At 52.6% G+C, this 24,159-nt stretch carries 24 protein-coding genes and 1 other RNA gene; 9 read left to right on the top strand and 16 right to left on the bottom strand.

The genetic code is table 11. From position 1 onward, the window contains the following. Window position 1: 1 nt before the first annotated feature. The 6 genes from FC49_RS00125 to FC49_RS00105 form a co-directional block, all read right to left on the bottom strand. Window positions 2-1,288: a dihydroorotase gene (locus FC49_RS00125; RefSeq protein ID WP_056983640.1), complete on the bottom strand. Its 1,287-nt coding sequence runs from the start codon at window positions 1,286-1,288 to the stop codon at window positions 2-4. Next, a complete protein-coding gene (locus FC49_RS00120) occupies window positions 1,288-2,238 on the bottom strand; it encodes an aspartate carbamoyltransferase catalytic subunit (protein WP_056983638.1) in 951 nt (316 codons plus the stop codon). The genes FC49_RS00125 and FC49_RS00120 overlap by 1 nt, the downstream gene beginning before the upstream one ends. Window positions 2,239-2,353: 115 nt before the next feature. Next, window positions 2,354-2,884 carry a bifunctional pyr operon transcriptional regulator/uracil phosphoribosyltransferase PyrR gene (gene pyrR / locus FC49_RS00115; protein ID WP_003713340.1) on the bottom strand — a complete coding sequence of 177 codons (531 nt, stop codon included), beginning with the start codon at window positions 2,882-2,884 and terminating at the stop codon, window positions 2,354-2,356. Between the two features lie 271 nt (window positions 2,885-3,155). Next, window positions 3,156-3,529, bottom strand: an RNA gene (rnpB, locus tag FC49_RS09675) — RNase P RNA component class B. A 32-nt stretch (window positions 3,530-3,561) separates the two neighbouring features. Continuing rightward, the gene (gene gpsB, locus FC49_RS00110) at window positions 3,562-3,930 is read right to left on the bottom strand and encodes a cell division regulator GpsB (RefSeq protein ID WP_056983636.1); all 369 of its coding nucleotides are present in this window, start codon (window positions 3,928-3,930) and stop codon (window positions 3,562-3,564) included. Window positions 3,931-4,006: 76 nt separating this feature from the next. Further along, a complete protein-coding gene (locus FC49_RS00105) occupies window positions 4,007-4,591 on the bottom strand; it encodes an SLOG family protein (protein ID WP_056983634.1) in 585 nt (194 codons plus the stop codon). Window positions 4,592-4,674: 83 nt separating this feature from the next. On the opposite strand from FC49_RS00105, the gene recU reads away from it, so the two are divergent. Together recU and FC49_RS00095 are read left to right on the top strand one after the other, a co-directional pair. After that, a complete protein-coding gene (gene recU / locus FC49_RS00100) occupies window positions 4,675-5,310 on the top strand; it encodes a Holliday junction resolvase RecU (protein WP_003713537.1) in 636 nt (211 codons plus the stop codon). Continuing rightward, entirely contained in the window at window positions 5,300-7,549 is a 2,250-nt protein-coding gene (locus FC49_RS00095) for a PBP1A family penicillin-binding protein (RefSeq protein ID WP_056983632.1), read from the top strand. Before recU ends, FC49_RS00095 begins: the two co-directional genes overlap by 11 nt. Window positions 7,550-7,911: 362 nt before the next feature. Here FC49_RS00095 and FC49_RS00085 read toward each other — a convergent pair whose 3' ends face one another. From FC49_RS00085 to FC49_RS00070, 4 genes are all read right to left on the bottom strand, one after another. Continuing rightward, complete coding sequence (locus FC49_RS00085) at window positions 7,912-8,835, bottom strand: DMT family transporter (RefSeq protein ID WP_156402447.1); 924 nt, start codon at window positions 8,833-8,835, stop codon at window positions 7,912-7,914. A 17-nt stretch (window positions 8,836-8,852) separates the two neighbouring features. Beyond that, window positions 8,853-9,560 (bottom strand): DnaD domain-containing protein, encoded by a 708-nt coding sequence (locus FC49_RS00080; RefSeq protein ID WP_056983628.1) that lies wholly within the window; start codon window positions 9,558-9,560, stop codon window positions 8,853-8,855. 64 nt (window positions 9,561-9,624) lie between these two features. Then, window positions 9,625-10,143, bottom strand: coding sequence for a cell wall elongation regulator TseB-like domain-containing protein (locus FC49_RS00075; protein WP_056983626.1), 519 nt, complete (start codon window positions 10,141-10,143; stop codon window positions 9,625-9,627). Between the two features lie 72 nt (window positions 10,144-10,215). Then, window positions 10,216-13,065 carry a helicase C-terminal domain-containing protein gene (locus tag FC49_RS00070; RefSeq protein WP_056983624.1) on the bottom strand — a complete coding sequence of 950 codons (2,850 nt, stop codon included), beginning with the start codon at window positions 13,063-13,065 and terminating at the stop codon, window positions 10,216-10,218. Between the two features lie 181 nt (window positions 13,066-13,246). Here FC49_RS00070 and mvk point away from each other — a divergent pair, with 181 nt between their 5' ends. The 4 genes from mvk to fni are packed head-to-tail and all read left to right on the top strand — an operon-like array spanning window position 13,247 to window position 17,403. Beyond that, window positions 13,247-14,197: a mevalonate kinase gene (gene mvk / locus FC49_RS00065; RefSeq protein WP_056983621.1), complete on the top strand. Its 951-nt coding sequence runs from the start codon at window positions 13,247-13,249 to the stop codon at window positions 14,195-14,197. Continuing rightward, window positions 14,197-15,168, top strand: a complete 972-nt coding sequence (mvaD, locus tag FC49_RS00060) for a diphosphomevalonate decarboxylase (protein ID WP_056983619.1) — start codon at window positions 14,197-14,199, stop codon at window positions 15,166-15,168. Before mvk ends, mvaD begins: the two co-directional genes overlap by 1 nt. Before the next feature lie 26 nt (window positions 15,169-15,194). After that, window positions 15,195-16,307 carry a phosphomevalonate kinase gene (locus tag FC49_RS00055; RefSeq protein WP_056983617.1) on the top strand — a complete coding sequence of 371 codons (1,113 nt, stop codon included), beginning with the start codon at window positions 15,195-15,197 and terminating at the stop codon, window positions 16,305-16,307. Window positions 16,308-16,359: 52 nt separating this feature from the next. Next, complete coding sequence (gene fni, locus FC49_RS00050; protein ID WP_056983615.1) at window positions 16,360-17,403, top strand: type 2 isopentenyl-diphosphate Delta-isomerase; 1,044 nt, start codon at window positions 16,360-16,362, stop codon at window positions 17,401-17,403. A 68-nt stretch (window positions 17,404-17,471) separates the two neighbouring features. On the opposite strand, the gene FC49_RS00045 is transcribed toward fni, so the two are convergent. Next, window positions 17,472-18,338, bottom strand: a complete 867-nt coding sequence (locus FC49_RS00045) for an SPFH domain-containing protein (protein WP_003713374.1) — start codon at window positions 18,336-18,338, stop codon at window positions 17,472-17,474. 15 nt (window positions 18,339-18,353) lie between these two features. After that, window positions 18,354-19,730, bottom strand: coding sequence for an RsmB/NOP family class I SAM-dependent RNA methyltransferase (locus FC49_RS00040; RefSeq protein ID WP_056983614.1), 1,377 nt, complete (start codon window positions 19,728-19,730; stop codon window positions 18,354-18,356). A gap of 126 nt (window positions 19,731-19,856) precedes the next feature. Here FC49_RS00040 and FC49_RS00035 point away from each other — a divergent pair, with 126 nt between their 5' ends. Next, a complete protein-coding gene (locus FC49_RS00035; protein WP_056983612.1) occupies window positions 19,857-20,669 on the top strand; it encodes a Cof-type HAD-IIB family hydrolase in 813 nt (270 codons plus the stop codon). Here the strand turns inward: FC49_RS00035 and FC49_RS00030 are convergent. The 4 genes from FC49_RS00030 to FC49_RS00015 all read right to left on the bottom strand — a co-directional run bounded on the left by FC49_RS00030 (window position 20,666) and on the right by FC49_RS00015 (window position 23,006). Further along, on the bottom strand, window positions 20,666-20,905 hold the full coding sequence (locus FC49_RS00030) for a hypothetical protein (protein WP_003713282.1): 240 nt from the start codon (window positions 20,903-20,905) through the stop codon (window positions 20,666-20,668). The genes FC49_RS00035 and FC49_RS00030 overlap by 4 nt on opposite strands. A gap of 580 nt (window positions 20,906-21,485) precedes the next feature. Next, complete coding sequence (locus tag FC49_RS00025; protein ID WP_003713288.1) at window positions 21,486-21,746, bottom strand: hypothetical protein; 261 nt, start codon at window positions 21,744-21,746, stop codon at window positions 21,486-21,488. Window positions 21,747-21,773: 27 nt separating this feature from the next. Beyond that, window positions 21,774-22,175 (bottom strand): winged helix-turn-helix transcriptional regulator, encoded by a 402-nt coding sequence (locus tag FC49_RS00020; RefSeq protein WP_003714879.1) that lies wholly within the window; start codon window positions 22,173-22,175, stop codon window positions 21,774-21,776. 84 nt (window positions 22,176-22,259) lie between these two features. Continuing rightward, complete coding sequence (locus FC49_RS00015) at window positions 22,260-23,006, bottom strand: hypothetical protein (protein WP_235804857.1); 747 nt, start codon at window positions 23,004-23,006, stop codon at window positions 22,260-22,262. A gap of 223 nt (window positions 23,007-23,229) precedes the next feature. On the opposite strand from FC49_RS00015, the gene FC49_RS00010 reads away from it, so the two are divergent. Then, window positions 23,230-23,793: a sigma-70 family RNA polymerase sigma factor gene (locus FC49_RS00010; protein ID WP_003713300.1), complete on the top strand. Its 564-nt coding sequence runs from the start codon at window positions 23,230-23,232 to the stop codon at window positions 23,791-23,793. Next, complete coding sequence (locus FC49_RS00005; protein ID WP_003713399.1) at window positions 23,790-24,029, top strand: hypothetical protein; 240 nt, start codon at window positions 23,790-23,792, stop codon at window positions 24,027-24,029. Before FC49_RS00010 ends, FC49_RS00005 begins: the two co-directional genes overlap by 4 nt. Window positions 24,030-24,159: the final 130 nt, after the last annotated feature.

The following is a 24,159-nucleotide window of genomic DNA, read 5'->3' as shown; positions in this document are numbered from 1 at the left end:
ATTAATCTTCCTTTCGTTCATAAACTACTTGACCATCGACTAGGGTCATGACCGTCGCCCCGTAAACGCGATCACCGGTAAACGGCGTGTTAATGCCCTTAGACTGGTAGTCTTCCTGCTTGATTTCACTTTCGTGTTCCAGGTCAAAGATTGCGATGTCGGCAGGCTTTCCTGGTTCCAGGTGCCCCGCCTGATTCAAGCCAAACAGGTCTGCCGGTTTCGCCGTCAGCAGGTCCAGGAGCTTTGTTAAGCTGCAAATGCCGGTTTTGACCAGCTTCGTGTACAATTCACAGAATGCAGTCTCGCTCCCGGTAATCCCGTTAGCCGCCTTGGTAAAGTCGCCCGGCTTGTCGTCAACGGTGTGGGGAGCATGGTCGGTCGCAATCATGTCAACCGTCCCGTCCAGTAGCCCCTGAAGTAACGCCTGCCGATCTTCCTCACTGCGCAACGGCGGGTTCATCTTATAGTTACTATCGCCGGCCGGAATGTCTTTGTCGGCCAGCAGCAGGTGGTGGGGAGAGGCCTCACAGGTAACGTTCACCCCCTGCTGCTTGGCAAAGCTGATCATGGCAATGCTTTCCTTCGTGGAAACGTGGCAGACGTGGTAGTGAACGCCAGTCGCCTTGGCAAGTACCAGGTCCCGGGCCACCTGGGCTGATTCAGACACGCTCGGTGCACCCGGCACGCCCAATTCACGGGATCGTTTGCCCTCGTTCATCACTCCACCGAAAAGGAGGGAGTTGTCTTCGACGTGGGCTGCTAGTGGCAATCCCGCGGCGGCTGCGCCCTGCATTGCCTTGTACATTGTTCCGGCGGTTTGCACCCCGCTGCCGTCATTAGACACAGCAAAGGCGCCGGCTTCCTTAATGCCGGCAAAGTCAACGAGCTGGTCGCCGCTCCGCCCGGTCGTAATCGTAGCGTACTGGTCAATGTGAACCAGTCCTTCTTCCTGGTTGCGTTTGACCATTTCCGCAACTCGTTCCGGCGTATCCGGTGCCGGTTCAACGTTTGGCATCGCACCAACTGTCGTAAAGCCACCGTGCGCCGCCGCGGCAGAACCGGTCTTAATCGTTTCCTTCTGGGTCTGACCGGGGTCGCGGTAGTGAACGTGGACATCGACCAGGCCCGGTGCAACCAGTTTGCCGCTAGCATTAATTACCCGGCCAACCTCATCACCGAGGTCGCCAAGGTCGCCGAGCGTCTGAATCTGACCATCATCGATCAATACATCGGTTTTCACTAATTGACCGTTAGTATATACAGTCCCGTTTTGAATTAAGGTTTTCATTATTGCAGACCTCCTAGGTGCCGTCCCCGTACTACTGCTTCTAACATCGCCATCCGCATGAAGACACCATTTTGCATCTGCTTGAAGAAGGCTGACTTTGGTGCTTCCACCAGGTCCCCCGCCAGCTCAACGTCGTGGTTAATCGGACCCGGGTGCATAATTAAACAGTCATCCTTCAGACGGTCGTAACGATCGTGGTTGATACCGTACTGTTGATGGTACTTAGCGGCGTCGAAACTTGTTTCGTTAGCATCCCCGGCGTGCCGTTCGTGCTGAACCCGGAGGAGCATCATTACATCAACCTGGTCAACTAACTCGTCTACCGACAGGTACTTGCCATACTTGTCGAAGCGGTGGTCATACCAGTAATCTGGACCGGAGAAGTACACCTCCGCACCGAGACGAGTGAGGATTTCCATGTTCGACCGGGCCACCCGGGAATTGGTGATGTCCCCGACAATAGCAACCTTCAAACCGTTAAAGTGACCGAAGTGCTCATGGATGGTCATCATATCCAAAAGACTTTGCGAAGGGTGCTGACCACTGCCGTCACCGGCATTGACAATTCCTAAGTTCAAATGCTGACCCGCAGCCGGGTTAATCAGCGGTTCGTAGTAGGCATTTTCGCTGGCCCGGATGACGGACAGGTCCACGCCCAGGGCATTCATGACCAGGCAGGTATCGTAGAGGGTCTCCCCCTTGCTCATTGACGAATGGGCCGCGTCAAACGGAATTTCCGTCAGTCCCAGCTTTTTCTCGGCCATCGCAAAACTGGTGTGGGTCCGGGTTGAATTCTCAAAGAACATGTTGGTGACATAGACCGGCTGGGCCAGTGTCGGCGTTGCGCCCCCCTGCTTAAAATATTCGGCCCGGTTAATCAGGGCGTTGATCTGGTCAACGGTTAATTTTTCAACACTTACGAAATGTGGTAATTGAACAAGTTCTGTCATTATGATTCTCCTTATACTAAAAAAGCCTGGGGCAATTGCTCCGGGCGTACTGGTCGCTAGTTTTCTCGCTAGCGTAGATACCATGACGCCCTCTCTGGAGCAGAATTAATGGTTGCTATTTAATTAGTTCGACCTTATCCTGGTCATCAATTTCGGTCATGTTAACCCTGACCGCCTCACTATTCGCCGTCGGGACATTTTTACCAACGAAGTCCGGCCGAATCGGCATCTCCCGGTGCCCCCGGTCAATCAGGACTGCAATCTGGACTGTTTGTGGCCGACCCTGGTCCATGATGGCATCCATGGCTGCCCGCATTGTCCGGCCGGTGTAAAAAACATCATCTACAAGGATCACCCGCTGGTCGTCAATCGAAACTGGCAAGGCTCCTTCTACATGGCTCTGACTTTGCGCTGCCTGACTAGGCTGGTCATCACGGTAGCCGGTAATGTCCAGGGCAATTACTGGAACCGTTGCCCCTTCGAGCTTCTTCATCTGCTCAGCGATTCGCTGGGCGATAAACTCGCCGCGGGTCTTGATGCCAATCAGGACTAGCTGGTTAGTACCCTTGTTCTTTTCGATAATCTCGTAGGTGATCCGGGTCAACGCCCGCTTCATCGCCATTGCATTGATAATCTGCTTATTCATAAACACACCTCTTTCTGCAATGCCCCAAAAGAAAAGCCCCTAGACTCATCCGTGTAGTCTAGGGGCTCCAATACCAAACAACTGGTATTCTCGTATTTTTAGCCGCACCTTACTAGCCTCACGGGACTAACTTAAAGGACATCGATTGTCTATAAAGATACCAGCTTTTAAGAAAATGTCAAGACGATCTGGAATTTTATTCTGAATGCTACATAAGATAACGTGCTTTCCACAAAAAAAGCCCGGCAGAACCGGGCACCTGTTTGCAAGAATCTGTAGGCCATGTTTTGTCGTAGGGCCACCACCAGGCAATGGCCACCCCGAGGCAATCATCTATCTCAGAGCAAAAGCTCTCCCCTGGAATCGCTTCAATTTGCTATCCAAAGCTCCCCTACCGTAGTTTGGGTTTACCGCTTGAGGGGTTTACCGCGTTCCACCAGCTGGGTTTCCCCAACTGTATCGTCACTGTGGCACTTTTCAGGAATACTCGGGCATAGTAAAACCGTAGCCGTTTTTTCCGCCGTCACCGGACCAGCCGGTGCCCCACCTTATTTTTTCAGCGAGCACAAACACTACAGGCATCGCAGCCTGTGCGAGCATGGACCTTCCTAACACAACAATAGCTGTGCTCAATCACCCAAGACTTGCAAGTAAATATTATAAACTTTTACCGCGCACTAAAGCAAGTGTGAATCTTCGTTATTGTTATTTTCCCCACCGAGTTGGGAGCCAAAGACCCGCCGTTCCAGGTTGGATAAGCGTTTGAGGATATCCATATTGGTAGCGGATGATACCGGCTGCCGGCTAGCAGACCGACTCGGCATCGAAGAGCCCACCTCGACCTGGCGGCTTAATTCGTCAACCTTCGCTTTGAGCCGTTCGTTCTCGTCGTTCAAGCGGTCAACTTCCTTGTTGTAGGCGTCGTAGTCCTTAATCACATTGTCGAGGAACTCGTCCACATCAGCCATGTCATAGCCCTTACCAATGCTCTTTTCTTTAAACTGCTTGTGCAGGATGTCCTGCGGCGTGTAATTAATACTATCCAACCTTAAACACCTCAATCTTTAGTTTGCGTAATACACTAATAATGGTAACAAATTTAGCTTCGATTGCAAGGGCCAATTAGTAATCCTGTTCAGCCAGCTTCCGCTCCCGTTGCTCTTCGCCCCACTCGATTGCTGCTTCCTGCAGTTCATCAAAGTCCACGAGGTCGACCGGGTAGTCTCGCTGGTCACCGTACTTTTGGGCCAGTTCGTAATCGTACTTTGGCTTGCCCGGATGATCCGGGTCGTACACCATCAGCATGCTGTCCGTGTGGTCCAACATAAAGCGCTGGTACAAGCGGAGCTGCTCCGGTGACTCATAAGGTTTAGTCGTCACCTCGCGGGCAAAGTCAACCCGATCACGCAGGTTTAACAGCCGGTCGCGGTTAGTGGCGTTCCACTGCTGACCAAAATCTGCAAACGGCAGCATCATCGCAACCTTTAACTGGCGAAAGCTCTTTTTAAGTTCTAGGGCCACCGCCGCTCCCCACTGCTCGACCCCGAGCTGGGGCCCGGTAATCACCCAGAATTCATCGTTATCCTCTTCTAACAGACTCGTCAGCCGTTGCGTAAGGACCCGCTTGACCACGGCTACTTTGGGGTCATCATCCTGAAAAGCATTTAATTCATAACTGCGGTAGCCTGTTAACCATAAACGACGCATAATTTCACCCCCGTAACTGTTCTGTATCAATCATTTTACATTTTTTCTGGTATAATATAATGCTAGTTAGGAGAGTGAGCAAATTGACTATTCACTATCCCAATGGTCAGCACCCTCACCAATCATATCACGCTAACCGGGATTTACCGACCCCCCACCAGTCGATTTACGCGAAGCGGGGGATGTCGTTGGAAGACGAAATCAACCATAGCAACCAATACTACCTTAGTCGGCACATCGCAGTTATTCATAAAAAACCGACGCCAATTCAGCTAGTCAAAGTTGACTACCCGAAACGCAGCGCCGCAGTCATTAAGGAGGCCTATTTCCGGCGTCCTTCTACCACCGACTACAATGGTATCTATAAGGGCTACTACATTGATTTTGACGCGAAGGAAACCCGTAACAAACGTTCCTTCCCACTCAAAAACTTCCATGAACACCAAATCCGGCATATGCAAGAGTGTGTGCGGCAGGGGGGCATTTGTTTTGCCTTCATCAAATTCACCGAATTGGACCTGGTATACCTTCTACCAGCCAGTACCCTGATCCGGTACTGGGATGCCCAAGCAAATGGTGGCCGCAAATCAATTCTGCTGACCGATATTCAGCAAGCGGGATTTCCTATTGACTACCAATTGAATCCGCGCTTACCATATCTTCAAGCAGTCGATCAGATTATCGCTGCAAAGAACAAAGGAGCCTATCATGTCGAATAACGAACAACCGACTCGCAGTTCCCGTCGGCAAACCGACGAAGAACGCGACGAGGAACAACGAAGCGGCGGTTTAGTTAAGAAGATTATCCTCTCAATTGTTGGGGTCGTCGTCTTGCTATTCGTCGCTGGTGCTGCCCTCTTCTTTTACTACGCGTCGAGCGCGCCTAAGATTAGTCAAAGCGAATTAGCTAGTCAGAATGGAACAACTATCTATGACAGCCAAAATCGGGTCATCTCCCGGCTGGGCCTGCAAAAGCGTGAATACGCCAAGGATAGCCAAGTTCCCACGACCTTAAAGCACGCGGTCGTTTCCATCGAGGATCGGCGCTTCTACAAGCACCACGGGGTTGACCCGATCCGAATCGTGGGCGCCGCGACCGCGAATATCTTTGGCCGTTCCGACGGGATGCAGGGTGGTAGTACCCTTACCCAGCAGCTGGTCAAATTATCCGTCTTCTCCACGGCGGCTTCAGACCGGACCTTTAAGCGCAAGGCCCAGGAAGCCTGGCTGGCAATCAACGTTGAACGGCACTTCAGCAAAAACCAGATCCTCGATTTCTACATTAATAAGGTTTACATGGGGAACGGGGTCTATGGGATGCAGACCGCGGCCCAGTATTACTACGGCAAGAACCTTAACCAGCTCAGCCTCTCTCAGCTGGCTCTGCTAGCGGGGATGCCCCAGTCACCGACCTACTACAACCCACTGTCTACTAACACCCAGGCCGCAACGCGCCGGCGGAACGAGGTCCTAAACGCGATGGTCCGGAGCAAGTACATCACTCAGGCCCAAGCGGACAAGGCCGCCCAAGAAAGCATTACCGCTGATCTGGATTCTAGTCACGGCAATACTTCTAATGGGGACGTTAATGTTGATGAAAAGGTCATTGACCCGTACATTAAGGAAGTGTTGGCCGACCTGCAATCTAAGGGCTACAACCCTTACAACGACGGTCTGCAAGTCCACACTAACATTGACCTGACTGCCCAAAAGCACCTCTACACCGCCGCTAACGATACCGTACCGTTCCAAAGTAACCAGATGCAGGCTGGTGTAGCGGTCACCGACCCGCATAACGGTCAAGTGGTCGCCATGCTTGGCGGTCGGCACACCGGAAACGTAGTTTATGGTCTGAACCGGGCCGTACAAACCAACCGGAGCTCTGGTTCGACTGCCAAGCCGTTAATGGATTATGGTCCGGCAATCGAGTACCTCCAGTGGCCGACCTTCAAGGCGGTTCAGGACACGAAGTTCTATTACCCAGGCACCAGCATTGCCCTTCACGACTTTGATAACAAGTACAAGGGAACGATGACGATGCGGGCGGCCCTCGTCCAATCACGGAACGTTCCCGCAATCCGGACACTGCAGGATGTGGGGATCAAACGGGCGACAACCTTCTTAAATGGTCTTGGTATTTCGCAAAAGAAGCCGTACACCCTGCAAAACGGGATTGGCCTCTACATCTCCCCATTACAAGTATCTGCAGCGTACGCGGCCTTTGCTAACGGTGGGACTTACTACGAACCATACTATATTTCTTCGATTACTACCCAGGACGGTAACGTCAAGCGCTTCAGCTCCAAGGGACACCAAGCAATGAACAAGGCCACTGCTTACATGATGACCGATATGCTCAAGGGCGTCTTCACTGATTCCCAGGGGTCTGGACGGGAAGCAAACATCAGTGGCGTTAACCAGGCCGGAAAGACCGGAACGACCAACTACCCTGGCGGCAACCAGTCTGGGGTCATGGATTCCTGGATGGCTGGTTACACCAAGAACTACTCGATTGCTGTCTGGACCGGTTATGACCGGCCACAGTCAGCCAGCCCGATTTCCGACACTTACACCAACTCCGCCCAGTGGTTATACAAGGACGAAATGCAGTACCTTGATAGCCGGAACCACGCCTCCAACTGGAAGATGCCAGACACGGTCGAAGCTGTCCGGGTCAATGGTAAACGTCAGTTGGTTATTAAGGATTCCAAGTGGGCCTTAGAGTACGCGGCAATTGATGATGACGGTGACGACAGCAGCAGTAGCAGCAGTGAAAGTCGTTCCTCATCACTTAGCAGTTCGATTGTTTCTTCGTCTTCAGTCTTTAGTAACAATCAGGAGCAAAACAGCTCCAGTCAGACGACCCAGTCGAGCAATGCTAACACAACTACGCCGGGTAACGGGAATGGTAATCAACAGCCAAATACACAACCCAGCAACGGGAATAATAATCAATAAGTACAATTACAATTAAGACTAATACAACGGCCCATGCCAGAACTACTTTTCTCTGGTATGGGCCGTTACTGTATCTAAGAGAGTGAGACGACGCGGAGCTTGCCTGTCGGAAGGATAGCTACGCCGCACTATTTGAACTGCCAGCCAGCTACTGCGCTATTGCATTTTTGTCTTTAAAACAGTAAAGGGAGCGAGACAGAAGTCGTTTACGACTTCGTTTTCGAGCCCCCGCGAGCACAAATAGGGCTTCGGAGTTCGGTTTTGCCGAACCCTGAAGCCCATTTGTGTACCGCGCTGTTCGCTTTTTATTAAAGTAATAGGACTTATGTCACAGCCCCTTTTAAGTTTCTTAAATGGAACAATCATACCTGAATCTTCCGACGGCCATCCTGCAAGAGGTAAATCGCGATCAGGACCAGGATAATCCCGATAATTTCCACCCAGTTCATGAAGAGGTGGAAGAAGATCACGCTCAACACCGAGGTAACGATTGGCTGCAGGGCATCCATAATGCTGACCACGTCCGATGGCGCAAAGTTCGTCGCGTGTAGCAGCAAGCCAAATGGCAGAATCGTTCCGAACAGGATTACCGTCCCCACTGATAACACGAGGGTCGTCGAGATGTGAGGCGGGTTGACCCACATTGGACGGTAAAGGTTAAACAGGACCCCGGCAATCATTGTCCCCCAGCCGAGGACAACCAATGGCGGGTTTTTGGCAACGGCCCGCTTCGGCAGAACAACATAGAAGGCGGCCGTGATTCCAGAACCCAGGCCCCACAACAGGGAAACCACTGGCAGCGACAGTGAATGCAGGTTACCCCGGGTAACGCACATTACAATCCCAATCATTGCCAAGGCAAAGGCAATGATGTCACTCCGGAGTGGCCGTTCCCGTAGGATAAAAATATCCCCGAGGACAATAAACAGCGGTGACAGGTACTGCAAAATCGTCGCCGCAGAGGCGTTCCCCGTCTGGACCGCATAGTAGAAAGTCAGCAGGTTCAGCATTAGGCCAAAGATTGCGTAGGCCACAACCGAAATAGCAGTTTCCTTTGTCTTAAAGACGTCAAAAGTTCGTTTTCCATAAATACAGAAGCTGATTGCCAGAAGAATCACCCCGGTAATCAGGGTCCGGGTCGAGAGCATCCAGGTTGCCGGAATGGCTAAGTTTTGCGAGATCAGCTGGAGCACCGTCCCGGAAATCCCCCACATAACGGAGGCGAGGGCCGCCCAGCCAATTCCTTTCATTACCTGCCGTGACAAATTACCATTATCCATTTTCATCCATCCCTTCTCTACTTCTACTCACCTAGTTTGTAAATTGGAATCTTGGGGCCACGTGGTTGTTTGCCTTTACCACTAGCAGCTGCTGACTGCCCCCGCTGTTCCTCAAACTGGCGTTCATGTTCCTCAATATCGTGCTGACTGCGCAAGCCCTGGTGAGCCCAGCTTTCCAGAACACGCTCCATATACTTCAGGTTGAGCGCGCTGTTCAGAACCGCCTGGCGTAAGGCCAGCTTGATCATTACCGGGCTATAACTATCCTTGTCCAGCCAGTCATTGACAATCTGCATTTCCATTGACGACAGGGGCCGGTTGAATTCGGCTTCCAACTGGTTAAAGGTCTTCATTCGTTCATTAGCTCCCGTATCATCTTTTTGCTGGTCAGCCTGCTGCTCATCATAAAGAACCAAGCGGTTGATCAGCGGCGTAAAGTCATACACCGCCTCTTCCTTGCCGTCCGCCTGACGTTGCATCTTCTGCTCCGCAAGACCGTTGATCATCATCTGGTGAAGCTGGTCAAACACCTGCACTTCGGACGTCCCCAGGTTTTTCGCTACTTGGCGGATATCGGGATTAGCCACCCCCTGGTCTTGGTACGACTTCAATTGTAAGTAGAGCACCAACTGCGAGGTCGTCAGCCCTAACTCCTTGTAATGGTGGAGCAGCAGGTTGCTGATTAGGGTTTCCCCTGCTGCCAGGTACCGCTGCAAGATATTTTCTGCCATTTAACACCCCTCCTAGATAAGAGGTTGGGAGAAAATATGGCTTTCTCCCAACCTCTTTGTGGTCTTATAGGTTATTAATCTCTTGAACATACTTCCCGGTCTTAAAATTGATCAGGTCATAGCACAGGCGGCCCTTCCCGTTACGGTAAGTGACTTCCCAGACAGCCTTATCGTTAAACAAGCCTGGCGCCACCTTGAGGATTTCGGCGGGATGCCGGCGTTGCCTGGTCATTGTCCGAACCTGTTGGGCAGATAAACCGTCCGCCTGCTTGAGCACCCGGATGTTGCCGCCTTTTTGCGGAACAATCACTAGGATCGACTGTCCCTGCTGGTTTTTGCCGGCTACCGTGTAGAAGGTACTCTCCCGGTTATAGATGTAAAACTTTTGCGGATCCTGGAGATGACCGTATTTTTCGGCCAGCTGGATGGCCTGCCGGCGAGCGGCCGCTCGTGGTTGGTTGCTGACTGCGTAAGTTACCCAGCCTACCAGCAAGATTACCAGAATTACCAGCAAAACATTGCGGACCCGTTTCCGAAACGAACCGCGGCTTTGCGCTTGTTGAACTTCACGTCGACTTTGCATTCTTGCTATCCCTTCCTCAGCTTCTGATGTCAATCTTTTAGATTATATCAAAAAATTAGCAACTAGCGCTAACTAATGATGCTTTTTAAGAAAATTATTAGCAGTCCGCACCAGCTGGTCGGTCGGCAGAATGGTAAGCGGGTAGTCCCGCTCCAAGTTTTTCATGATCGTCTGACCGTACCGACGGGTCAGGAGCCGCGGATCCAAGATTACCGCGACCCCGGTGTCCGTCTCGGTCCGGATGAGGCGGCCAATCCCCTGCCGGAGCCGCATCGTCGCTTTCGGCAGCTCAGACTGGTAGAAAGGATTCTTTCCCTGTCGTTTAAGCAGGCTATTGTAAGCCCGGTTCATAATTTCGTCGGGAGAATCAAACGGCAACCGGGTAATGATCAGGAGTTCCAGGGCCGTATCCGGCAAGTCAACACCCTCCCAGAAACTAGCGGCCCCAAGCAGCAGCGCGTTTTCTCCAGTTGAAAACTGCTTCAAGATTTTTTCTCGGCTGCCGGTGATTCCCTGGGCCAAAATATCACGCTGGTTAAACAGGTCGGTCTCGCGCAACTGTGAATAGACCTGGTCAACCATCAACAGGGAGTTGAAGAGGACCATCGTCTGACAGTTGCTGTCTTTGGTTAGGTCATAAATCGTCTGGGCCAGGTAGTGAACATAGTCCGCATTCTTCTGGTTGCCGGGCAGCGGAGCGTCCTTAGCAATCAGAACCTTAGAATGATGCTCGTAGTCGAATGGTGATGCAAAACGCTTGGTCGACGTTTCTCGCCGGTCTAGGTCTAACTGCTGGTATAAATACTGCGACCGGCTCGAACTAAAGAGGGTCGCGCCGACGAACAGCGGCTGGGCAAAGTACGGGTAGACCTGCTCAGTCAAGAAGTGGTTGACTGACAGGAGGCCCCCACGGAGAACCATCGTGCTGTGCTCGGCCGACTGACGGATCGTTAACCAAAACGCCGCCTCCTCACCTCGGTGGCGGAGGGTTTCGTTAAAACTGTTCAGGGTCGTGTCAGCATCCACGAGCGTCGTCAGCTGGCTCTGAAACTGGCTCATCAGGTAACGGTCACTCGGCAGCCACCGCCCCGCCTGCTGGCTAAAAATGTGGCGCAAGGCGGAGAAATGCAATTGCACGCTCCCCAGCGCTTGTTCCAGCTCCATCATTACCGGTCCGCCGATGTCGAGCAGTTGCTCCAACTGTTTGTTTACCAACGGCTGCTCGATCAGCTCGTTGTCCGTACTCGTAGTCGACTGCTGCATAAACTGACGGTAAAGTGCCTGTTGAAACTGGTTAACGGCCTCGCTGACGTGATGCAGGTCCTCCCGGAGCAATTCAACATTGTAGCTCCCCAGGGGGTGGTCGGCGAAAATGTTGACCAGATTGCGCTCACTACCATTACTTACTAGGCCATCCAAAATATGAACGGCCGCCCTGATCTGCTGAAAGTTAAATTGCCGCCGTGATTGGCACAGGATGTTGCGACTGAGGTGCTGGGCCTCATCAACTACCAGGTACGGCCGTCGGGTGCCATCCCCCAGTAACTCAGCATGAGCTACCAAGTAGGAGTGGTTAGTAATAATCACGTCGGCTTGGTCGAGCCGCTGGTTCCGCCGAACCAGAAAGTCATCCCTGTAAAACTCACTCTTCGGGTTGAGTGTCCGCACACCCCGGTGGCGAATCTCAGTAAAGTATGGCGACCTCGTAGTTGTCAGGTTCAGTTCATCAAGGTCCCCTGTCGTCGTTTGCAACAGCCAGACGAGGATTTTTGCCTTAATCAGCTGGACCAGCTTGGAATCTTCAATAATACTCAGAGAGTGCACGAACTTGGCAAGGTCAATGTAATGCTGGTTGCCCTTAACCACCACGCTATTGACGGTAAATGGCAACAGCTGGTTAAGCTGCCGAACAGCCTGACTATCGACCTGTTCCTGGAGCAGGTTCGTGGCGGTGCTGACGACAATCCGTTTGTCAGGGAAGGCAGCGTAGGCCAACGGCAGCAAGTAGCCGAGGGTCTTCCCACTCCCCGTCCCGGCTTCCACAACCATGTTTTTGGGTTCATCATGCGTGTAGTTATTGTAGATACTATTCATCATCTTGGCCTGGACCGGACGAAAAGCGAGCTGATCTTTAAAGAGCTTTTCCTTTGCGCGCCGGGTGGCCGGGTAACGAACCTTGGCGGTGGCTTTTTCTACCGCTACTGGCCGTTGCTTATGCAAGACCAGGCCATGACTGACGAACAGGTCCTCGCTGAGCGGCTGCGGGTGGGTACGACGCCGGTCGAGCTCAGCCGTGAACACTTCGGCTGTCTGCTGAGGCAGGTCCAACTTCATCTGAACCAGCTGGTCAAGGGTCACCGTCGGCAGGTCATGAACCCGCTTCAAGAGGTCGACCAGCAAACTGGCGGTCGCCTCGGCGTCAGAGACCGCACTATGCGGATGGTCATGCTCGATTTGCAAGCTGCTCGTCAGGTCCCGCAGGCGGAAGCTCTTCGCCGTGGGCAGCAAGATTTGACTGAGCGTCACCGTGTCAATGGCCTTGATTGGCAGCGGTGGGTAGCCCGCCCGTTCAAGTTCCGCGTTTAAAAACGGAAAATCAAAGTTAACGTTATGAGCGACGAACGTTGTACCCGTCAAGAGGCTGTAGATTGTCCCCGCCACATCTTCAAAAAGCGGGGCCTTGCGAACGTCCCGGTCCTGGATGCCGGTCAGCTGTACGACCGCCCGGGGAATCTTCTCCCGCGGGTTAACCTTTGTCTCAAAGTGGTTGATGACCTGGCCGTCCTGGACAAGAACGCAGCCAATTTGGATAATGCGGTCACCGTGATTAACACTGGTACCAGTCGTTTCCAGATCAACGACCGAATAGATCGGCGCGGTCCGGTCACGCTTGGGTGTCCGCCGTTTATTCTTCTTTTGCAAAATATCACCGGATTTCTCCTATTTTATTCCTAATAGTATGATACACCATTCTTCCCCGGCCGCGGGGGATTAAGTCGCCGATTTCTTTAGATTTGGTTACAAGTCAAGTCCGCCCCTTTGACTTTGGACCATTTTAAGTTATGATGGAAAATGGAATTTTTATCTGAGAAAGTAGGTTACGATGGTGAAACAACAGGGGATTGGAACGAGCCATGCCAAAATTATTTTAATGGGGGAGCACAGCGTTGTCTACGGACAGCCCGCAATCGCGCTTCCGCTTCCCAACGTTAAACTCACGGCGACCATCGAGCACATGCCGACTAGCGAGCAGCTCATTGCCAGTCGTTACTATAACGGTCCACTCAGTCAACTGCCTCCGGCGATGCGCGGCATTCAAAAGTTGATTGGGGCCCTCACCCAGCGCTTTGCTGGTGAAAAGGATGGCTGGCGCCTGACAATCGCTAGTGAACTGCCCGCAGAACGCGGAATGGGATCATCAGCCGCAACCGCAATCGCGATTGTGCGCACTTTTTTTGATTACTACGAAAAGTCCTTAGACCGTCCGACCCTGCTCCGGCTCGCCGATATCGAAGAGGAAGTCACCCACCGGAGCCCCTCTGGCCTGGACGCGGCCACTAGCTCGTCTGCTAACCCGCTCTACTATGTCAAGGGTCAGGCCGGACAACCGCTTGAAATGAAGCTCACGGCTACGATGGTGATTGCCGACACTGGAATCAAGGGGGCCACTAAGGAGGCCATTACCGACGTGCAAGCCCTCATCCGAAAGGATCCGGCAAGCGCTAACCAGCATATTGACCACCTGGGCGCACTAGTAAAGGATGTCCGTGGTTTCCTAGAACACAATGAAGTCGGTAAACTGGGGATGGCACTCGATGCCGCCCAGGCTGATCTAACAGCTCTCGGCGTCAGCAATGACCAGCTGGATCACCTGATCGCCGTTGCCCGGGCAAACGGCGCCCGGGGGGCCAAACTAACGGGGGGTGGCCGTGGCGGCTGTATGTTTGCCATCATGGAAACCGCCCTCGGCGCCCGCAAGCTCGCCAGCATCCTCAAGGAGAATGGCGCGGCGCAGACTTGGATTCAACCACTCGACCAAGGAGGGACGATTTAATGGCGACAGCGAAAGCCCACACCAACATCGCCCTAGTCAAGTATTGGGGCAAAAAGGACCAGGAGCTGATTATTCCGCAAACGGACAGCCTGTCCTTAACGCTTGATGAATTCTACACCACCACCAGGGTCAACTTTGACCAGAAACTAACCGCCGACCAAGTAATGATCAACGGCCAGCAGCTTGCCGGACCAGCGGCCGCGAAAGTGACCCACCTGTTGGACATTGTGCGACAACGCAGCGGCCTAAGTGCCCGGGCACGGGTAGATTCGCAAAACCACGTGCCCACGGCGGCAGGATTGGCCTCTTCTGCCTCCGCATTTGCGGCTCTGGCGGGTGCTGCGAGCCGGGCGGCTGGTTTACAGCTGAGCCGGCGCGAACTTTCCCGACTGGCACGCCGGGGGTCCGGTTCGGCAACCCGGTCAATTTATGGCGGCTTAGTCGAATGGCAGGCCGGCCACGATGACCGAACTTCCTACGCGCTTCCGATTATGGAGCAAGTCGATTTTGGCATCGAAATGATTGCTATCCTTGTCGACACCCATAAGAAGAAGGTTTCGAGCCGGTTCGGTATGCAGCAGAGTGTCTCGACCTCTCCCTACTACCGGGTCTGGGCAGAAGTGGTCGCCCGGGACATGGCGGCAGTTAAAAAGGCCATTGCGGCCCAAGATATTGACCAAATTGGGGCCATCGCCGAGGAAAACGCCCTGCGAATGCACGCTCTGACACTCTCCGCCGACCCCGGCTTCACCTACTTTGACAGTGATACCATAACGGCGATGACCATTGTCAGGGAGTTGCGGGAAAATGGCGTCAACTGTTACTTTACGATGGACGCCGGGCCGAACGTGAAGGTCATTTATGACCAAGCCAACCGGAAAGCAGTCTACTCGACCCTGGCAGCCCAGTTTGGTACTGACCGGCTGGTGGTTGCTAAACCGGGACCGGGAGTTGAGATTTGGAATGATTAATTTGGATGAGAAGGGAACTTACGCAATTGATTACTGAAAAAGCACCAGGAAAATTATACATTGCTGGCGAATACGCCGTGGTTGAAAATGGTTATCCCGCCGTGCTGGTCGCCCTTGACCAGTTTGTCACCTGCACGATCAAGGAGTCGGCGCGGGAAATGGGCCAGATTTTTAGCCGGCAGTACCACAACAACCAACTGCTTTGGCGGCGGATGGGTGACCAGATGGTAGTGGATAAGAGGGATAACCCTTTTTCCTACATTCTCTCTGCCATTAGGGTAACTGAGGAATACGCCCGGCAGTTCGAGCGGGAACTGCGGATCTATGACTTGCAGATTGACAGCCAGCTCGATAGCCAGAACGGCCGCAAGTACGGCTTAGGTTCTTCCGCAGCGGTCACCGTTGCCACTGTGAAGGCCCTCTGCCGTTTCTATAACCTCCCCGTAACAAAGGACGAAATCTTCAAGCTGGCGGCTATCGCCCACTTCGAGGTTCAGGGCAACGGCTCCCTGGGGGATGTGGCAGCGTCCGTGTACGGGGGCTGGATTTCCTACCACTCCTTTGACCGGCAGTGGCTCGCTCAGCAACGTCAATACCTGGACATCAAGTCCCTGGTCGAACTTCCCTGGCCGGACTTGCAGATAGAATCCCTGCACGCCCCGGAGAACCTCCAGCTCCTAATCGGCTGGACCGGCAAACCGGCGTCTACCTCTCAGCTGGTCGACAAGATTTCCCTCTTCAAGGCCCGGCGGCAGGACGATTACCACCGCTTCCTTGAGGAAAGCAAGTCCTGCATCCAGCGGATGGTCGATGGCTTCCACCAGCAGGATCTTGAACGAATCAAGCGGGAAATCCGCTATAACCGCGACCTCCTCAAGCAGCTTGGGGCTAACTCCGGTGTTGACATTGAAACTCCCGTCTTAAACCGCCTGTGTCAGATTGCGGAACAGTTTGGCGGGGCAGCCAAGACCTCGGGGGCTGGGGGTGGCGACTGCGGAATCGTCGCTATCGACCAGAACGCCGACTTCAATGCCGTCCTAAAGTCCTGGGCGCAGAACCACATTGAACAGCTCCCCCTTAATGTCCACTTTATCTCTGACATCAAGCGGCGGGTACAGCAGCACCTGCCGTTGCATTAACCCACCGGGACTAATAATGCACTAATGCCCCATTATTTTAAGGAGTAAGTTTATGGAATCGCGTCAAGCACAACGGAAAAATGAACACCTTTCCCTCGCCCGGAAGTATTACGACCAGGCACACGCCAGCCACCCCTTCGATCAGGTTCGGCTGATTCACACGGCCCTGCCCGAAACAGCGGTGGCGGACGTTGATATTACAAGCCCACTGACCAAGCAAATCCGGCTTAACGCTCCCTTCTACTTTGAGGCAATGACGGGTGGCAGCCAGGCCGCATTGACTATCAACCGCCAGCTCGCGCGAATTGCTGCTAAGTACCATCTAGCAATGGCAACTGGGTCAGTCAGCATTGCCTTGAAGGATCCCGCTGCACGGGAATCATTTACCGTGATTAGGGATGAAAATCCGGACGGAATCGTCATTGCAAACCTCAGCAGCGGAGCCAGCCTAACGGATGCCCGGGCGGCCATTGACTTATTGGGGGCCGACGCACTGGAGCTGCACCTCAACGCCGCCCAGGAGTTGGTAATGCCGGAGGGTGATCGCCGGTTCTTCTGGCTCGACAACATTCGTGAGTTGGCAACCGCTCTTGACGTCCCGGTGATTGTCAAGGAGGTTGGCTTTGGGATGAACAAAGTCGACGTTGCTAAGCTGGCGCAGACCGGCATTGAGGCCATTAATGTCAGCGGACGGGGCGGCACCAACTTCGCCCTGATTGAAAACCGCCGCAACCACAAGCAGGACTTCGCCGCACTTGCCCAGTGGGGACAAACAACGCCTGAATCCCTCTTAGAAGCCCGGGCAGCTAAGACTGGCCTGCCGATTATCGCCTCTGGGGGAATCAGCTCACCCGTAGACCTTATCAAGGCCGCCGCACTGGGGGCCAGTTCCTGTGGAGTGGCCGGCTACTTCCTGAACATTCTCCAGGCAGCCGGGCCAGCAGCACTCGACCAGGAAGTCGTGAATTGGCTGACCGTGATTCCCCGCTTAGTCGCCCTGCAAGGGGTCGAACACATCACCGACCTCCCGGTAATGGCAGACACTGTCCTGGCGCCGGAATTAACTAACTATGCTCAACAGCGCCAACTGTTATAATTTAGAATTAAAAGTAAAAAACCGCCGAATCACCAGTAATGATTCGGCGGTTTTTACGACTGCAATAATTAATTATTTGTTCCAGTGTTAATTACCGGCTGGGTGCCCCGCTCGCTGACAATCGCAACCATGATGTTGTTAATAATCTGGAGGCGCTGAGCGTCGGTCAAATCCAACTCGGTTTCCCGGGCAAGGCGGTCAATGGCGTCCTCCGTAATGGAGACCGCCCCCTCAACAATAATTTTACGAGCAGATAGAATGGCGGCCGACTGCTGTTTCTGCAACATTGCACTGGCGATTTCGGTTGCGTAGGCCAGGTGAGTTAGCCGGGTTTCAATAATTTCGACCCCGGCAACATTGAGCCGTTCTTGGAGCTCCGCGGTCAACCGGTCTGACACCTCTGTTGGGTTGCTCCGCAAGGTCAGGGCATCCTCATCCTCAAAGGTATCATATGGGTACTCACTTGCCACGTGGCGGACAGCCGACTCACTCTGAATCTGGACAAACTGCTCGTAGTCATCGACAGCAAAGAGTGCTTTGGCGGTGTCAACTACCCGGTAAACGATTACGGCAGCAATCTCTACTGGATTCCCTTGCGAGTCATTGACCTTGAGAATCTGACTATTGAAGTTGCCAACCCGTAGCGATACCCGTTCCTTCTCGGTAAAGGGCACCGTCAAAAAGAGGCCGGCATCCCGGATTGTCCCGATATAATTGCCGAAGAAAGTCAGTGCCTTGGCTTCGTTTGGCTGGATAATGGTCAACGAAGTAGCAGCTACTGCTACCAGCACTAGCAAAATGGCACCGATCACCGCGAGACCCACCTGGTCAGCGGTCAACCCCCGGTAAACCAGCCAGGCAGCAACCAACGCGACTATAATCGTGAGGAGGAAGGCTAAGTAGCCGTTGATATGAAACGCATTCTTTTCTTTCATTATTGGTTGTCCTTTCTAAAAGCGTAATCCTTTGGGGTAAAAGTTTTTCACCGTTCCGTTAACTAGCTTACCAAAGCCGACGTTAAAGCCCTGGCAGGTTAACAGGTACCAGCCGTTGGAAAGCTCAGCCGGCCCGGACAGGACATCCCCGTGAACGTAGGAACGCCACTGCTCGGTGCTAAGGTCAATCCGGCGGGTCGTTACCGCGGGGTCAATCGCCAAGGCCAATGCTAAGGCCGGTTCAAAGCGCCGTTTTTTAAACGTCCCCAGGTGGAGACCTGGTCGTAAGGCAGTTAACCCCTCGACGGACGATATTTCAGCTGGCATATCATAAAGCTGGTCGCCATAAGTCAACAGTTGATGTGGCTGGTAATCCGGCATGAACCACTGGCAAAAATCACTAAAGAGTTGCCGCTGCTCCTTAGTCACCCCATCCTGCTGGTGACCCTTGCGGTGTTTCTTTTTCTTCTTCGCTTGTCCACTAATTACTGACCCTGAACCAGTAGCCGCCAGTTGGAACTTGGCAATAAAGTGCCCCTCCCCTGCAATGTGGTGGGGGAAGAGCCGCACCGCCTTGGCTAAGTCAGGATTGCCATCAGCCCACTCCGGCCGACCATCATCCATTCCCGGGTATTTTTTGATTGGAACCATCGTTAACCCCGGGTAGGTAGCCAACAGCCAGGCAGCATTCTGCTCGTCCTCTTCCGGGGCAAAGGTACAGGTCGAATAAACCAGCGTCCCCTCTGGCTTTAACATTTTCAGTGCCGAAGCGAGAATCTTCCGTTGCCGGTTAGCACATTCGGCCGGGTAGTCCGGCGTCCAGTATTCCATTCCCGCCGGCTCTTTCCGAAACATCCCTTCACCAGAACAAGGGGCATCCACCAGAATCCGGTCGAAAAACTGGGGGAACTGCTTTTCCAAATCAGCTGGGCTCTCGTTAGTAACTACCGTCTGGGCGGTCCCCCACCGTTCCAAGTTTTCCGCCAGGACCAGGGCCCGTTTGCGAAAAATTTCGTTGGCAACCAGCAAGCCCTGATCCTTCATCTTAGCGACCAGGTGGGTCGTCTTGCCACCAGGGGCCGCACAAAGGTCAAGAACTCGCTCGCCTGGTTGGGGAGCAACCACCTCGCCGACGTACATGGCAGACGGTTCCTGGCTGTATATTGCCCCGGCAACATGGTCGAGCGACTTGCCATCCACCGCTCCCCGGTAGCCGGTCGGGACATACTCCACCTTTCCCGTCGCTCTATCAAGCGTCGCGGTCGGGGCCGCCTTGGCCGAGTTGACCCGAAAACCGCCGGTCGCTGGCTGGTCAAAGGATGTCAAGAAAGCCGGTGCCTCGTCGCCGAGCAGGTGCTGGTATTTGTTAATAAACGCATCTGGTAGTTTCATCAATTATCCCTCATTTCTCTTCCCCACCATTATACAGTAATTTCTGGCTGCCACGAAACAGTTCACATTTAGCAGCGATTCCCGTATAATTACTTGATAAGTATTTTTTATAAAGGAGTGACGAACGTGGATCAGCACTTAATCGCCCTCGATCTCGACGAGACCACGTTAAATAACCAGTCCGCCCTCACCCAGGAAACTATCCGCACCCTGCGGACCCTGGCGGATGAAGGCCATATCGTCAGTATCATTACCGGCCGGCCCTACCGGATTGCCCGGCATATCTATGACCAAATTGGAATCAAGACACCGATGGTCAATTTCAATGGTGCCCTGACGCACATCCCCCACGAGGCTTGGGATGGTGAATACGAGGTGGCACTGACCCGGGAACTGGCGCTGGATCTGCTTGCCAACCGCGAACAGCTCGGCATCAAAACAATCACCGTTGAAGACAAGTACCGGGTCTGGGCAAACCACCCCACTAAGGACCTGCCCGAATTCTTACCGGACCACCTCCGGGATGACCAGCTGCTGACGGCCGAGAACCTTACTGGCCGACCAATCTCACTGATTATCGAGTACCAACCGGGCCAGGCTGAAAAAGTCATTAAGGCGGTCAACGAGAAGTATGGCACCTTCGTAGAAGCACGGGTCTGGGGCGGTCCTTACAATATTCTGGAACTAATCCACCGCGGCACGCACAAGGAATCAGGAATGTACTACGTTGCCAAGCAGTACCAGATTAACCGGTCCCACATCATTGCCTTTGGCGATGAACATAACGACCTGGAAATGCTGGATGCTGCCGGCCGCGGGGTCGCAATGCAAAACGCGATTCCAGACATCAAGGCGATTGCCGACGACGTTACTCCGGTCGATAACGACCACGACGGGTTGGCAAAGTACCTTCAAGAATACTTTAAACTTAGTATTTAAAGCACCTTAATAACGTAACCGATAATGAGGAGGATAAAAAGGCCGGTAACCACAGTGATGAAGCTGCGGTGCTGGCTGACAAAGCGGTCGGTGGCCAGCAAGACCAGGCAACCACCACAGGCAATGATCAAGCCCAGGACAACCATCATCATCCGTTGCGGGGTGTTGGTCACAAATGCCGCCCCAACAATCAGCAGGCCGACAAGGGCGAGGAGCAGAGAGAGTTTTGTTCGCATCCTATTACCTTCTTTTTTATAATTAAAGTGCAGTAATTTAATAATTATTAGCACTTTTGATACTTTATTTAAAAATTTTGTTATAATGAAGGCGAAGGCGATTTTGCAATCACCTTCGCCAACATACTTCTACTAGGGGAACTGTGACCAGGGTGTCACGGCTCCCTTATGTATTTTAGCATGCTTTTTCTGCCAGTAAAAGCCGAAGCATAACAAGAGCTGAAAACAAAATTTAACTAAATCGGCTGATAAATAAAGAACAGGCATTTAGACGTTCGTCTTTGCCCGCAAAAAGTCTCAGAACATTTCCTCACGCTTCACTGGCCACCCGCGGCAGAGAAAAGAGGCTGGGAGAAAACTCCATTTTCTCACCAGCCTCTTGCTAGTTCTTAACTATTATAAAGATAACGTGGAAAACCAATAGGCTAACTGCGTGTCGTAACCACAAGGCTAGTGTCTAGCGCCGCGAAGCAAGGCTATTTGCCTACGAACGATAGCCGACCCGTGCCGTGTCAACTATCGTCCTAGGCTAGTCATACGCCTTGTCAAGGAGGTTATTTCCCACTCCCAACCTCCTTCGCTAAAAGGCAATTGTGAGAACCCTGGCTTGAGCAGCTTCCAATTCGGCCGCAGACATGTTAATAAAACGATTGACAAGCCGCGGAGTCACTCCAATGTCATTAGTTAAGAAGTCGTGAATCGTGCTGATCGGCACCCCAGCGTGACGGAGGTGCTGAATCGTCATGGTCACCGCTAGTTCCTCCACATGAGCAGCGGACAGGGCAGCTGGTGCGACTTCAACGACACCTTGATAGTAGCCATTCATAAATGTCCGGTTCATCCAGCACACCCCCTTTCGTGTCCCGGCTTACTTAATGTACTTTGAGAGGATTTGGTTATACTTGACCAAGTCCTTTAGTTTTGCCGTACTTTCCGGTTCAACTACCAGTACCGACTGACGGTCGGCATTATCATCCTGCTGCTGGGCTCCCCAGACGCTGAGTGACATCATCAGGCGCCGCAGCTGTTCTCCATCCTCAGTCAGCGAATACTTATTTTCCGTATCCCGGATTGGGTTAGCAACACGAAGGTTTTGTAATTGACACAACTTTGCTGATAACTCTTCTTCTGACAAGGCTGGAATCAATTCCAGTAATTCCTGCTTCGTAAAGGTCCGGAAGCCTAGCCAAAAAAGCAGAACTGGTGCCCACTCGTCTTGTAAAATTTCATTGGCATAAGCTAAACCACTTTCTTTAGTTTCCTTTGTCATAGTTATCAATTCCTCCTATTCACAAGTTTGATAGCTAAACCCTTGGCACCTTCTATTATAACTTGTCCGCTAATCAGTTGAACATTATTTGACAAATTTTTCATATCTTTTAAGGGGCAGGCCAGCATAACCAATGACGCTATTAAGCCGCCGCTGAAAATCAGCATCTGGCAGCTCGCCAAAAGTTGCCAAGAACGCCTCGTTAGTAACTGCCATCACGTAATTTGCGAGGATCTGCTGGTGAATAGCTAGTCCCTGCTGGTGGCTCAAGTACGTACCGGAAGCAGGCCGCAAACCACTGCTGTCCTGGTAGACCCCCATCCGCCACATGGCCCCTTCGATATTCGCTAATTGGAGGTTGGCTACCTGGTCAGCCGCGGCCAGGATCCGCCCAAAACTGCTAAAACTTGCGTCAACCCGAAGCTGGTACAAACCGCCCTGTCCCTTGAGGATGATTAGCAGGCGGTTGAGCCTCTGTGAATAGCTATAAGTATCTAGGTGATGGGCCATGTAATAGACGACTTGACGGTTGCTGGCGCCATGAGTAGGAACCAGGCGGTAATGCCCCGAAATAATTGCCTGGGTCTGACAGCGGGCCAAGGAATAATAAGCGGCTAGTTCATGCCGACAGATGCCATTCTCCTTGCGAAAACGGCTGAGACACTCCTGCAGCCGGCAATTCAGGATCACCGCCTGCCCCTCCCGAGTTAGGATCAAGGTTTGCTGCCGGTAGGCGGTCAGGGCTAGTGTATTATCAAAGCGCGGCTGAAAGCCTTCCATTTCCGCGTTAATCTCAATGGTCGACAGGTCGCTAAAGTCAAACGTCTTCATAAAAGTCACAAAGACTCCTCCTCAAATTTTAAAAATTAGCATTTCTCCCCCAAAGTAAGAAAGCGTTTTCACAAATAATAAGATACCAAGCACGTTTACCCAGCGTCAACACTTTTTTACCCTGCTAATACCCTTTTTTATCGTTCGCTTAGCTGCTAGTAGATGCCTATAATCAACGGTACTCAGGAGCTCTTGAGAATTTATCACAAGGATGATTCTCAGTATGAAAAACGAAAAAATCACGAACGGTCTGTATTTCCTAATGGACGATAAGCGAACCGGAATTATCTATGGGGTCCTTAAACGGCTCCATATTACTCCCTGGCAGGATCAGTTCGCCGACCTCTTCCAAGACGGCTGTCTAGCCTATGCGACCGCCTTTGCCGACTTCCCTGGCGATCCACGGACCAATAGCCGGTTCCCCGCCTACGCTTATCAGAAAGTCTACTGGCGGCTGTTAGACGAACTGCGGCACCAGCAACGGGGCCTAGCCTTGACCGAATACTCCCTTGACGACCAGGATAACGAGCCAACGGAACCGCTCCCCAGTACCGGGGCCGGATTAACGACGTGCTTAGACAGGGTTTGTCTCCAGCATTTGCTGACCAAGTGCACCCCTAACCAGCAACGCTACTTAATCGGTAAATTGCATTTCCACCTCACCGACCGGGAAATCGCAACCCGTTTTGCCGTTAGTCCCAGTGCCGTCGCCCAGTGGAAACGAGGCCTGATTGCCAAGGCACGACAACTTGGCTACAATAAGGATGAATTTGAGGTGAGAAAATGACAAAACACCAGATTAGATTTGACCAGGACTGGTTCAACTCCCGTTATGCCGGTGAGGATGCTGATGACGGCTGTCCGAATGAATTGAGCCTGTATCGGCAAGCTAATAGTGACCAGCTTACCCTCCTGCTATCTAACATCGACTTTGTGGGAAGCAGCCATGACAACACTTACTTGCTAGACAAGTATGACGCCCAGGCGCTGGTTCGCTTTTTAAAGCAGTGGCTGGATGAGTAATGAAAGAATGGGCTAAACATTACCCGCAACGGTTAAATGACCACCCTAGGGCGAACTTACATTGATACTATATTTTCAACAAAAGGCCGGACGGCAACTCGATGAAGTGCCTCATAATTGTTAGACAAAA

The organism is Limosilactobacillus oris DSM 4864 (assembly GCF_001434465.1).
Taxonomy (GTDB): domain Bacteria; phylum Bacillota; class Bacilli; order Lactobacillales; family Lactobacillaceae; genus Limosilactobacillus; species Limosilactobacillus oris.
Note: the sequence above shows the minus strand (reverse complement) of the source record. Positions and strands in the feature narration are given on the sequence as shown.

Excerpts from the sequence above, each read along its gene's own strand:
- FC49_RS00125 (WP_056983640.1), bottom strand. The coding sequence starts at position 1,288 with ATGAAAACCTTAATTCAAAACGGGACTGTATATACTAACGGTCAATTA.
- FC49_RS00120 (WP_056983638.1), bottom strand. The coding sequence starts at position 2,238 with ATGACAGAACTTGTTCAATTACCACATTTCGTAAGTGTTGAAAAATTA.
- pyrR (WP_003713340.1), bottom strand. The coding sequence starts at position 2,884 with ATGAATAAGCAGATTATCAATGCAATGGCGATGAAGCGGGCGTTGACC.
- FC49_RS00105 (WP_056983634.1), bottom strand. The coding sequence starts at position 4,591 with ATGCGTCGTTTATGGTTAACAGGCTACCGCAGTTATGAATTAAATGCT.
- FC49_RS00095 (WP_056983632.1), top strand. The coding sequence starts at position 5,300 with ATGTCGAATAACGAACAACCGACTCGCAGTTCCCGTCGGCAAACCGAC.
- FC49_RS00085 (WP_156402447.1), bottom strand. The coding sequence starts at position 8,835 with ATGAAAATGGATAATGGTAATTTGTCACGGCAGGTAATGAAAGGAATT.
- FC49_RS00080 (WP_056983628.1), bottom strand. The coding sequence starts at position 9,560 with ATGGCAGAAAATATCTTGCAGCGGTACCTGGCAGCAGGGGAAACCCTA.
- FC49_RS00075 (WP_056983626.1), bottom strand. The coding sequence starts at position 10,143 with ATGCAAAGTCGACGTGAAGTTCAACAAGCGCAAAGCCGCGGTTCGTTT.
- mvk (WP_056983621.1), top strand. The coding sequence starts at position 13,247 with ATGGTGAAACAACAGGGGATTGGAACGAGCCATGCCAAAATTATTTTA.
- mvaD (WP_056983619.1), top strand. The coding sequence starts at position 14,197 with ATGGCGACAGCGAAAGCCCACACCAACATCGCCCTAGTCAAGTATTGG.
- fni (WP_056983615.1), top strand. The coding sequence starts at position 16,360 with ATGGAATCGCGTCAAGCACAACGGAAAAATGAACACCTTTCCCTCGCC.
- FC49_RS00045 (WP_003713374.1), bottom strand. The coding sequence starts at position 18,338 with ATGAAAGAAAAGAATGCGTTTCATATCAACGGCTACTTAGCCTTCCTC.
- FC49_RS00040 (WP_056983614.1), bottom strand. The coding sequence starts at position 19,730 with ATGAAACTACCAGATGCGTTTATTAACAAATACCAGCACCTGCTCGGC.
- FC49_RS00030 (WP_003713282.1), bottom strand. The coding sequence starts at position 20,905 with ATGCGAACAAAACTCTCTCTGCTCCTCGCCCTTGTCGGCCTGCTGATT.
- FC49_RS00025 (WP_003713288.1), bottom strand. The coding sequence starts at position 21,746 with ATGAACCGGACATTTATGAATGGCTACTATCAAGGTGTCGTTGAAGTC.
- FC49_RS00020 (WP_003714879.1), bottom strand. The coding sequence starts at position 22,175 with ATGACAAAGGAAACTAAAGAAAGTGGTTTAGCTTATGCCAATGAAATT.
- FC49_RS00015 (WP_235804857.1), bottom strand. The coding sequence starts at position 23,006 with ATGAAGACGTTTGACTTTAGCGACCTGTCGACCATTGAGATTAACGCG.
- FC49_RS00010 (WP_003713300.1), top strand. The coding sequence starts at position 23,230 with ATGAAAAACGAAAAAATCACGAACGGTCTGTATTTCCTAATGGACGAT.
- FC49_RS00005 (WP_003713399.1), top strand. The coding sequence starts at position 23,790 with ATGACAAAACACCAGATTAGATTTGACCAGGACTGGTTCAACTCCCGT.